The 11,969-nt window shown below is 42.9% G+C and carries 7 protein-coding genes; all 7 read left to right on the top strand.

Features of this window, described 5'->3' with window-relative positions:
- Nucleotides 1-273 precede the first annotated feature (273 nt).
- The 7 genes from P9M13_00280 to P9M13_00310 all read left to right on the top strand — a co-directional run bounded on the left by P9M13_00280 (nt 274) and on the right by P9M13_00310 (nt 11,934).
- Nucleotides 274-6,636, top strand: coding sequence for a helix-turn-helix domain-containing protein (locus tag P9M13_00280; protein MDP8261721.1), 6,363 nt, complete (start codon nt 274-276; stop codon nt 6,634-6,636).
- A gap of 699 nt (nt 6,637-7,335) precedes the next feature.
- Nucleotides 7,336-7,830, top strand: a complete 495-nt coding sequence (locus P9M13_00285; GenBank protein MDP8261722.1) for a GNAT family N-acetyltransferase — start codon at nt 7,336-7,338, stop codon at nt 7,828-7,830.
- 331 nt (nt 7,831-8,161) lie between these two features.
- Complete coding sequence (locus tag P9M13_00290) at nt 8,162-8,839, top strand: RNA pseudouridine synthase (GenBank protein ID MDP8261723.1); 678 nt, start codon at nt 8,162-8,164, stop codon at nt 8,837-8,839.
- A gap of 17 nt (nt 8,840-8,856) precedes the next feature.
- Nucleotides 8,857-9,468 carry an HXXEE domain-containing protein gene (locus tag P9M13_00295; GenBank protein MDP8261724.1) on the top strand — a complete coding sequence of 204 codons (612 nt, stop codon included), beginning with the start codon at nt 8,857-8,859 and terminating at the stop codon, nt 9,466-9,468.
- Between the two features lie 22 nt (nt 9,469-9,490).
- On the top strand, nt 9,491-9,868 hold the full coding sequence (locus tag P9M13_00300) for a TfoX/Sxy family protein (protein ID MDP8261725.1): 378 nt from the start codon (nt 9,491-9,493) through the stop codon (nt 9,866-9,868).
- Nucleotides 9,869-9,871: 3 nt separating this feature from the next.
- Nucleotides 9,872-11,536, top strand: a complete 1,665-nt coding sequence (locus P9M13_00305) for a radical SAM protein (protein MDP8261726.1) — start codon at nt 9,872-9,874, stop codon at nt 11,534-11,536.
- A 65-nt stretch (nt 11,537-11,601) separates the two neighbouring features.
- A complete protein-coding gene (locus tag P9M13_00310) occupies nt 11,602-11,934 on the top strand; it encodes a 2Fe-2S iron-sulfur cluster-binding protein (GenBank protein MDP8261727.1) in 333 nt (110 codons plus the stop codon).
- The last annotated feature ends 35 nt before the right edge of the window (nt 11,935-11,969 follow it).

The raw sequence follows: 11,969 nt of genomic DNA on the forward strand, positions 1-11,969 counted from the left end.
GATATAATCGTCTTTTGTAATCCAATTTTTTAAGCGAAATCCTTTCGCGAATATGACCCTTTGTTTAAAAACCTCTAATTAAGCTTAAAATCATACCTTATGCGTATTGTTGCGGAATCGTTGCGAGGAACTCGTACCCCTTGACAAATGACAAAAATAGTGTATAATATAACAAAAGCAGATGAGTAATGGAGCAGTAAAATTGCCGTGTCTATTTTGTATAACAGATTAAGGAATTTAATAAGTAGGTGTCTATAAAAATTGGAGAAAACAATGAACAGTTGCGTAAAGAAAAAATGTCATAAAGCATTAATTAGAGTTATCGTCCTCGCGGTAACGGCATCTTTTCTCTGCCAGAATGTTGCATTAGCGGTGCCTGATTCTGAACGCTATACGCAATGCGCTGTGCGCTGTACGAAACATGTCCTTGCCCCGAAAAGTCTCTTTAGTAAAAGACAGGCGAAAGCAAGGCTGGTTTCCCAAGAGGAGATAAAACTGATGGGAAGCCGCCTGAAGGCGGCGCGTTTAGCGAAGGAGCTGACCGAGATAGATCTTGGTAAGAAGGTTAATGTCAATCCATGGGTAATTTACATGTTGGAAACGGGGAAAACGGAGGAGATTGACGAAAAAAAGATCCAGAAACTTGCTGATGCGCTTGGTGTGTCGTATGAATATCTGGTGAAAGAAGAGGAGAAAGTAATAGCACTTCTGCCTGAACGCCTGCAGAAGGCGCGTTTAGCGAAAAATTTAAACCAGACGAAGCTTGGGAAGAAGGTTGGAATAGCCTACTCAACGATTTCGCATTGGGAGCAAGAAGGAGGAAAGCCGGTTAGGGACACAGAGACGATCCAGAGACTTGCCGACGCGCTTGATGTGTCGTATGAATATCTGGTGGGCGAAGAGGAGATAGAATTTAAAAAGGTAATAGTACTTCGGCCTGAACGCCTGCAGAGGGCGCGTTTAGCGAAAAATTTAAACCAGACGAAGCTTGGGAAGAAGGTTGGAGTATCCTTCCCGACGATTGCGAAGTGGGAGCAAGGAAGAGGAAAGTCGGTTAGGGACACAGAGACGATCCAGAGACTTGCCGACGCGCTTGATGTGTCGTATGAATATCTGGTGGGCGAAGAGGAGATAGAATTTAAAAAGGTAATAGTACTTTTGCCTGAATACCTGCGGAGGGCGCGTTTAGCGAAAAATTTAAACCAGACAAAGCTTGGGGAGAAGGTTGGAGTATCCATCTCGACGATTTCGAAGTGGGAGCAAGGAAGAGGAAAGCCGGTTAGGGACACAGAGACGATCCAGAGACTTGCCGACGTGCTTGATGTGCCGTATGAATATCTGGTGGCCGAAAAAAAGATAGAATTTAAAAAAGTAATAGCATTTTGGCCTGAACGCCTGCAGGAGGCGCGTTTAGCGAAAGATTTAAGCCATTCAGAGCTGGGGAAGGAGGTTGGAGAATCCCAAAAGACGATTTTGGAGTGGGAGACAGGAAAAGATCTGGTAAGAGACACAGAGATGATCCAGAGACTTGCCGACGCGCTTGATGTGTCGTATGAATATCTGGTAGGGGAAAAAGATATAGAACTGTTGGGGAAGCCGCTCGTGGGGAGCCGCTTGCAGGTGGTGCGTTTAGCGAAAGATTTAAGCCATTCAGAGTTGGGGGAGAAGGTTGGAGAATCCCTATCCACGATCTTTAAGTGGGAGGCAGAAGAAGAACCGGTTAGGAACGCAGAGACGATCCAGAGACTTGCCGGCGCGCTTGATGTGTCGTATGAATATCTGGTGGGCGAAGAGGAGATAGAATTTGAAAAGGTAATAGCACTTCGGCCTGAACGCCTGCGGAGGGCGCGTTTAGAGAAAAATTCAAACCAGACAAAGCTTGGGGAGAAGGCTGGAGTATCCATCTCGACGATTGCGAAGTGGGAGCAAGGAAGAGTAAAGCCGATTAGGGACACAGAAAAGATCCAGAAGCTCGCCAATGCGCTTGATGTGTCGTATGAATATCTGGTGGGCGAAGAGGAGATAGAATTTGAAAAGGTAATAGTACTTTTGCCTGAATACCTGCGGAGGGCGCGTTTAGAGAAAAATTTAAACCAGACAGAGCTTGGGGAGAAGGTTGGAGTATCTTTCCCGACGATTGCGAGGTGGGAGCAAGGAAGAGGAAAGCCGGTTAGGGACACAAAAACGATCCAGAAGCTCTCCAATGCGCTTGGTGTGTCGTATGAATATCTGGTAGGAAAAGAAGAGATAATAGAACTGTTGGGGAAGCCGCTTGTGGGAAGCCGTTTGCAGGTGGCACGTTTAGCGGGAGGTTTAAGTCGGACAAAATTAGAGAAGAAGGTTGGAGTAAGCCAAGGCATGATCTTGAAGTGGGAGAAAGGGAAAGAACCGGTTAGGGACACAGAAACGATCCAGAGACTTGCTGTTGTGCTTAGCGTGCCGTATGAATATCTGGTGGGCGAAAAGGAGGTAGAACTTAAAAAGGTAATAGCACTTCTGCCTGAACGCCTGAAGGTGGCACGCTTAACGAAAGGGCCAACCGAGATAGAACTTAGTAGAAATGTCCGGGTCATTCCATGGATGATTTCCAGGTGGGAAGATGAGTATGATGTACTTAATAAGGAAGAAATGATTCGGAAGCTTGCTAATGCGCTTGGTGTGACGTATGAATATCTGGTGGGCAAAGAGGAGATAGAACTGTTGGGGAAACCGCTCGCGTGGAGCCGCTTGCAGGCGGCGCGTTTAGCGAAAGATTTAAGCCATTCAGAGCTTGGGAAGAAGGTTGGAGAATCCCAAAAGACGATTTTGGAGTGGGAGGCAGGAGAAGAACCGGTTAGGAATACGGAGACGATCCAGATACTTGCTGGTGCGCTTGGTGTGACGTATGAATATCTGGTGGGCAAAGAGGAGATAGAACTGTTGGGGAAACCGCTCGTGTGGAGCCGTTTAAAGGCTGCGCGTTCAAAGAAGAAGCTGACTGCGTTAGAACTTGGAATAACCGATCATATGCTTTACATGATAGAACGCGGGGAAATTTCGGTTACCAGCATAAAAACGATCCAGAAGTTTGCTAATGCACTTGGTGTGCCGTATGAAGATCTGGTGGGGGAAGAGGATATAGAACTGGGAGAAGAGGAGATAGAATTTGAAGCGTTAAAAGCACTTGTGTCCGATCGCCTGAAGGCAGCGCGTTCAGCGATAAATTTGAGTCAGGATAAGCTTGGGAAAAAGGTTGGGGAATTCAAAAATGCGATTTGGAGATGGGAAAACGAGGAAGGAAAGCCGCTTAGCGACACAAAAAAGATTCAGAAGCTTGCTAATGTGCTTGGTGTATCGTATGAATATCTGGTGGGAGAAGAGGAGATAGAATTTGAAGCGGTAAAAGCACTTGTGTCCGATCGCCTGAAGGCAGCGCGTTCAGCGATAAATTTGACCCTGGAAAAGCTTTGTAAAAAGGTTGAAAAATCCCAAAATGCGATTTGGAAATGGGAGAACGGGAAAGGGAAGCCGGTTACTGACACAGAAATGATCCAGAAACTTGCTAATGCGCTTGGTGTATCGTATGGATATCTGGTGGGGGAAGAGGATATAGAACTTTTGGGTGAGACGTCTGTATGGAACCGCCTTGCGGAGGTGCAGGAAAAGATTAAAACTCTAACCAATCAGCTTACTGACTTGGAGAAGGAACCTTTACCGGCGCGAGGTTCGAACTTATTAGCGGATAAACTTCTCAAAATATGGCCGCAGCGAAATCAGGAAGACGTTATAACGGCGCTGATGAGGAGGTTGAAAGATCCTGATAAGGATATGCGCTTTCCTGCGGAAGAATCACTGGGAGAAATTATCAAGATTATTGACACGTGGCCACAGGCCGAACGGGAAAAAGTGATAACGGCGTTGAAAGAGCATATTACAGCGTTGATAGAGAATTTAAATAATCCTGATGATGATGTGCGCGAATCCGCGGCGGAATCGCTGGGAAAACTCGGTGAGGTTATTAAGATATTATCACAGGCTGAGCAGGAAAAGGTTATCACGGTGCTGATATGGAAGTTGAATGATTTTAATGATGATGTGGGTGTTTCTGTGGCGAAATCGTTGGAAAAATTCGGCAAAATCATTGACACATGGCCGCAACCCGCTGAGCAGAAAAAAGTAATAACAGCGTTGAAAGAGCATATTGCAGCATTGATGGGGAAGCTAAATGATCCTGATGATGATGTGCGTTCCTCTGCGGTGGAATCGCTGGGAAGACTTAGCGAGGTTATCAACACATTGCCGCGTTCCGATAAGACAAAGGTTATAACATTGTTGATAGGGAAGTTGAATGATACCAACAGGGAAGTTCGTATTTTTACGGCGGAATCGTTGAAAAAACTTAACGGGGTTATAGAAACGTTGCCGCGATCCAAGCAAAAAGATGTCATAACAGTGCTAATGAATAACTTGGGACGTTTTGGCTACGTTAACTACGAATGCAGGAAAGTAATAATAGAATTGCTGATAAAGTTGGATGTTCCGCCGGTGAAAATAATAAACGAATTAGGGTACATAACTGATATAGGATATGTTATGGAGAAATCAAGGGAGTATCAGAAAGAGAAACTTATTAAGAAATCCCTTATCGCCCTGAAAGCCGAGGAAGCGGCGCTTGAGGCCGAGATTACGGCGGTCAGGGCAGCATCGGCGGTAACACCCGAGGAGGGTACCATTACAGCCTCTTCATACGAAGGTATTGCCGATACCGCAGAATTACGCGGTTTAGAGCGGTCACTTCTCGAGGAAGCGGCGGTAGATGCCAAAATCTTGCAGGCGATAGACGAATTGATTGCGGAAGGGAATGAAAGGATAACGCAAGGAATGATTGCAAAAAGGATAAAGGTGAATAATTTAAAAGTATCGGACCGCGTGAGCGCAAATCCGGCTGTGGCAAAAGCGTTTAAAAAAGTAAACGTATCCAAAGCAGAACTCAATGTTCTTAAGGCGATAAAAGAATTGATTGCGGAGGGGAAAGAAAGACTAACGCAACAAATGGTCGCAGACAAGTTGGGTTTGAGTCAGTCAGCAGTACAGAGACCAATTAGTGTATTAGTCAGCAAAGACCCGGCTGTGGCAAACGCGTTTAAAGGATTATCCAAAGCAGAACTCAATGTTCTTAAGGCGATGAAAGAATTGACTGATGAAGGGAAAGAAAGACTAACGCAACAAATGGTCGCAGACAAGTTGGGTTTGAGTCAGTCAGCAGTACAGAGAACAATTAGTGTATTAGTCAGCAAAGACCTGGCTGTGGCAAACGCGTTTAAAGGATTATCCAAAGCAGAACTCAATGTTCTTAAGGCGATAAAAGAATTGATTGCGGAAGGGAAGGAAAGACTAACGCAACAAATGGTTGCAGACAAGTTGGGTTTGAGTCAGTCAGCAGTACAGAGACCAATTAGTGTATTAGTCAGCAAAGACCCGGCTGTGGCAAACGCGTTTAAAAAAGTAAAGGTATCATCCAAGAAGAAGTCGTATGAAGGGGTCGCCGACACGCCCGAACTGTGCGATTTGATGGCCGATAGATTTGCGAATAAGGACTATGGCGTTTTGAATGATCCTTCCGGCCGGACGTTGCAGGGAAAACTCCAGACGGAGGGTGACTGGACCGCTGTGCAGGTGTTTTATAAATATGTTTTGGAAAACAGTGTGAATAAAAAATATCTTGAAGGAATTGAAGATGTCCCGGGTATTGAGAAGGCACTTCGTATTATTGCCATGAACGATTTCCCGATTACGGGGCATCACGGGACAGGCGGAAAGGGAGTCGGTGTCAATTCGGCCTATATCGATTGGAATGTCTTGAAGACTATGGCGGCGGAGAAAGAAGCGTATGCGGCCTATTTCGCGAGCTGGCTGGAACACGAGTACCGCGAAAGGTGTTTGGAAGAGAAACATGAGACGCTTATCAAACCTGAGGTTGATCCGAATTATATAGACGCATTTGCGTTCATGAAAACGGTGCTCCATAGGAATTTGAAAGAGAAATACGCGAAACTGTTTGGAGAAGGCGAAGCGTTCAAACCGTTCAATTATCTGATAACAAAACCGGAGTTTTTGAAAGACAGAAAAGAGATTCTGGCTTTCTCAAGCGACCTTTTCAGCAATTACCAGACATTTGCCGAGCTCGGGGTGATTTTGGCGGAGACGGAGCTGGCAAAGAATGACAAGGAGATATGGATTAAAATAGCGGATGAAGCGGAGCGCGGAAAATTCGAGGCGCTTGTCACGAAGGACTACAAATATCTGAAGTTGAGAGTGCTGAATCAGACGCAGTATGACTCGAAGCTGCGTGAAGCGGAAACGAAGAAGAAGGTCATTAAAACGGCTTTCAAAAAAGATGAGGAATTGATGGGATCTCTTGACATTATTGTGCCGGAACCCCGAGAGGGGATGACGGTTAATGCCTTCAGCGTGTTTCTTGCCGCAGCGTGTCAGGACCCGGCGATTATCAAGACACTGGGCGAAGCGGAGACGAAAGAGGTGCTCGGCTATATGGAAAAAACAAATTACGGCGCGCCTGTTATGCCCGCATCAAGCGATTACTGGAATAAGATCCAGACCTATAAGACCAGCGCCATTGTGTTGATATCCGCCTAACGTAAGCGGCTGCCCCCTTCAGCCGCCTGTCAAAAAATCCCCAAAGCCTTTCAATAAACATTCCTTATTGGGGAGTGGTGGTCGGTAGACGTGTGTAGATGTAAGTCCCATGTCACGGGACGCAAGTCATTCCTTTTTATTAGGAAGAAATATCAGGCTAAACATAGCCCTCCACATATCGAAGCAGTTTACTTGGCCAGTTAGTGTACCGATCGCAGCGGTTCGGCTATACGTTTCACTTTCCGCCTTATCGGGATTGTTTTCTTAAAGATATATTATTAAATATTCCTGCTTTCCCTTAAGTGTTTGTCTTATTTCTAGTTTAAACGCAACCCAAAACCGCTTCGCTTGGATGCCCTTCCACACTTCCCGACAGGTTGTTTTCTTTAAAGATCTTTATTTGATACACAAGGTAATACTTCTCCGATGATGTATTCTGATCTGCCTTTGTTTCTGATAAGCTTTTGTATGGCGAAAGTTAACCCAAAAACACTTCGTACTTCTAGAAATAAGAGGAGGCAGTATGGAGTCGTTGCAAAACTACTTTTTTGGTTTGCAGCGGTCCTTTTCTATTTTTTTAACCCCTTGCAATTATTCAAGTTGTAAGGGGTTTTGCTTTGGAGTAAAATACGTTAGGAAAGCAAATAAAGAGTTATTATTCAAGAGGCAGAGATGGTTAATTATTAGAAAGAGGGTTTTATGGTCTTATCATGGAAATACAAAAATAGAATTTTTAGTTATATTACTGAAGAACAGCTCTCTAAAGTTGTTGATGTCTTGCAGAATTCGGAGGCTGAAAAATATCTTTGGTTTGCTCCAATTACCATCGAGGGTTTTCGTGCTTTTTGTCTGCCGATTATTGAATGTCAAAAAGCGGCTTTAAGTAAGGGTGAGTATCCTGATTCAGCTGTTTTTACGGTTATTGAAAATGGTGAGCTGCTTGGGACCTGTGGTATTAGTAGAATGCCTGACGGATATAATGTCGCGATGATAGGATATCAGTTAAAGCCAAGTGTTTGGGGTCAAGGAGTTGGCACATGCTGTGCTGAATTTTTATTGCATTACGCGAAGAATTACTTAAATATCAGAAAATTATTCGGAGACTGTGTTACTGCAAATACTGCATCGGTGAGAATTTTAGAAAAGTGTGGGTTTTCTTTTGAAGGGCCATCCATGCTTTTGAATGTTCAATAAGAAAAAAAGCATAGAGCGAAAGAGAAATAGGTATTGTGTCTCTGGATTTCCCTTGATACCATATGGGTGTGAAGAGAACATGTTTAATCTGGAAAAAAGTTAACCAGAAAGAAAGGGGGCCTTCATGGGCGATAAAGGGAAGAAGGATAAGGATAAACATAACAAGCAAGTAGATAAAGCAAAATGCGTAAAAAACGACGCAAAAAAGAAAAAACAAGAAAGAAGCCACTAGTAGAAAAAGGTCACATCTATTTAAATTGATTAAAGCATATAACTTAGGTGTGACCTTTTTTTGCATCAAACTGCCCCCAATCAAAGAAAGTAAAGACAAGTGACAGCTAAAAAGAACCATCTAAAAGGCATAGAAATTATTCATGAGGATAGAGATATCCTTGTTGTTGATAAGCCCCCGGGTCTCCTGACAATTGCGACGGACAGAGAGAAAGAAAAAACTGCCTATTATATCCTCACAGACTATGTGAGAAAGGGGCAAAGCAAATCTCGCAACAGAATTTTTATTGTCCATCGTTTAGATAAAGGTACGTCAGGGCTATTGATCTTCGCAAAAAGTGAGAAAGTGAAATTTTATCTTCAGGATCAATGGGCAAACATCGAAAAAAAATATCTCACGGTAGTTCGTGGTAACATTTCCCCGAATGAGGGGACCATAAGTTCTTACCTGGTTGAAAATATAAACCATAGGATGTATTCAACCTCCGACATCTCAAAAGGAAAACTATCGCATACTGCTTATAAGGTTCTCAAGGAAGCGAAAGATTTTAGTTTGCTTGAAATTACTCTTATAACCGGTAGAAAAAATCAAATACGTGTTCATTTGGCTGATAAAGGATGTCCCGTTGTGGGTGATAAAAAATATGGTAATGCACGCGATACTTCTAAACGCTTAGCTCTTCACGCTAATTCGATTACATTTAATCACCCTCATAACGGTAGACAACTAACATTTGACGCGGAAATCCCCAAATGGTTTAACGGTCTCGTTAGTTAAAAACAGAGTAAAATGGTATGAACTTATTTAAAGCGAATAGAATTTGGCAGCGAAGCACAGGAGTACTTGCCGTTTTAATTATTGCATATTTGATCGTATGGCTTTGTCTCGATCCAAAAGTATATTTATTCCAGTGGTTGTTGTGGTTGCATTTGCCCTTGCTTATGTTGCATGAATTTGAAGAATATATTTTTCCTGGAGGTTTTAAGGAATTCCTTAATACAAAAACTGTGCTGGCATTGTCACAACCGGAATCAGATGTGCCGTTAGGTAATCCAATGGTCTTTTTTATCAATATGGGTGCATGGATCCTAATTGTTATAGGGGCACTTTTGGCAAATACAGCTCCGTGGTTTGGTGTGATGATGGTAGTCTTCGAACTTATAAATATTATTGGTCATGGCGGTTTGTTTCAAATAAGACATAGGGGATATAATCCGGGTCTGATAACCGCTATTTTTCTGTTTCTTCCCTATGTTGTCACAGTTTTCTGGGTTGCAATCTCTAATAATATTTTAAGCCCTGATGAATATATCCTATCTGCAATCGGTGGCATTGCATTAGCATTATCTCTTCCTGCGTGGGCAAAGTTTAACACTAGAAGATTTAATCAGAGGCGTAGAGCGTAGAAAAAAAGGGACTGTTCCCTTTTTGATAGTAGAAACAGTTATAGGATTGATTGAAATAGATATGCCAAAAGATGTATCCTTTCACGACTATATTGTTTATGATCTCATAGGAGATATCCCGTACATTACAAGCCGGGCAATGTTTGGTGGATGGGCGATATATAAATGCGGGGTTATCTTTGGAATAATCATAGATGCCCAATTATATTTCAAAGTGGATAACAGTAATCGATTTGAGTATGAGCGTGCAGAGAGTCATCCGTTTGTTTATACAAAGGGTAAAGGCAAGCCGGTTACCATGTCATACTGGCTTGTTACCGAAGAAATTATGGATGACAAAGAAAGACTTTACGATCTTATAGAAAGATCAGTTGCTATCAGCCAAAAGAAAAAGTTATAACCAATGAGTAATGCGAAGAGCGCTACAAAAAAGCGTTTCCAAATAATACTAATCAAACCATCCAAATACGATGATGATGGCTATGTCATCCAATGGCGGTTTGGAATAGCTACGAGTGGTTCCCTCGCTTGTCTTTACTCCTTAACAAAAAATGCCGTAGAAAACAATGTGTTTGGTGTGGATGTTGAAGCCGTGGTACATGTTCTTGATGAAACCATTCAAAAAATTCCCGTTAAGCGATTAGGTAGGCACATTCGAAATGCTGGAGACCGGGCTATTGTCTGTATGGTAGGCGTACAGACGAATCAGTTTGCCCGCGCTTTGGATCTCTGTCTGGAGTTCAGAAAAGAAGGGATTGGCTGCATGATCGGCGGTTTTCACGTGTCAGGTTCTCTGGGAATGTTGCCGCGTTTAACATCAGAGTTACAGGAGGCTGTCGAAAACGGTATTACGATTGTAGCGGGAGAAGTCGAAGAGCGATGGGGTGATCTGCTCAAGGCGGCGTATGAAAATCGGTTGGAACCTGTATATAATTTTATCGAGGATAAACCGGCTCTAGTTGGTACTCCGGGTCCGACACTACCTGACAGTGCTTCAAAACGTTTTCTGAATAAACAAGCAAGTTTTGATACCGGGCGAGGGTGTCCGTTTAAGTGTTCTTTCTGCACGGTTACCAATGTGCAGGGTAATATTATGCGGGGGCGCAGTGCAGATGACGTAGAAAAAATCGTTCGTGAACAATATATCCGTGGACATCACCAATTTTTTATTGCGGATGACAACTTTGCCCGGCACAGTGACTGGGAAGGTATCGCAGACCGATTGATTGATCTTAAAGAAAATCAGGGTATTCGGCTGTCATTGCTCATACAGGTAGATACAATGGCTCATAAAATTCCTCGATTTATTGAAAAGATGAGTCGTGCGGGTGTCCGTCGCGTTTTCATCGGTATGGAATCTGTCAATCCGGATAATCTCAAAGAGATAGGAAAACACCAGAATCAATTGCATGAATACCGCAGGATGCTTCAGACCTGGCGTAATCATGGAGTGCTCACGTGCGCGGGCTACATCATTGGTTTTCAAGGTGATACCTATGAGTCTATCATGAGAGACATGGAGTTCTTAAAGCGGGAACTTCCTCTAGATCTTGCTGAATTTTTTATCATGACTCCGCAGCCTGGCTCCAAGGATCATCAAAAACTTTATCTAGATAACATTTCAATGGAGCAGGATATAAATCTGTATGATACAGCACATGCATGTGTGGATCGTTTACAGATGACAAAGAGCGAAATTGAAAAAGCGTATGAGGATGCGTGGAAATCATTCTATTCCAAAGAACATTTAAAAACCCTTATCTTGCGCAGAAAAGGACCCCGACGACGTATTCTGATCCATTCCTTAATGTGGTTTTGTTCGGCGGTGTTTCTCGACAATGTTCATCCGCTTCTTGGCGGGGGAGTTCGTGTGAAAGATAGAAAGAGCCGAAGACGCGGTATGCCGAGCGAACCTTTTGTGCTTTATTATTGCCAGCGCGCTAAAGAACTATTCGTCTATACGACGGGACTGATAAGAATGTTTTATATGCTCAAGAAAATGAAAAATGAAGCCGATTTCCCTGAGAACGCGGATTATATCGATACCGCTACAACACCGGAGACATAAACACTCTTATCAAACTTTTTATGGAGAGATTTTATTTTGATATAATGGAAATAAAGGAGAAAGTAATGAAGGTTACGATTGATGGGATAACAATAAAGATTAGTGCTAACGATAAAAATATAGTTGATATCGCTGATAGGGCACATATTGGTATACCAGCTCCCTGTTACAGAGCTAATAAGAGCAAGGAATGTTGCAAATCGTGTGTAGTAGAGATAAATGAAAAAAAAGAATATGCATGCGAAACAAAGCCGGTAGATGGTATGAATATCATTGTTAATAGAGATGATCTAAAAAAGATCGAAACGGAAAGCATAGATAAGTATAAAGAAACGCTAAAAAAATCAGATAAAGGCTGTAGTTGCAATTGTAACTGTTCCAAGAAAAACAAAAAGTAGATATTACGCTGAGAATACATTTGTTCTAGGAAAAG

Origin of the sequence: Candidatus Ancaeobacter aquaticus (genome assembly GCA_030765405.1) — a bacterium.
GTDB lineage: Bacteria > Auribacterota > Ancaeobacteria > Ancaeobacterales > Ancaeobacteraceae > Ancaeobacter > Ancaeobacter aquaticus.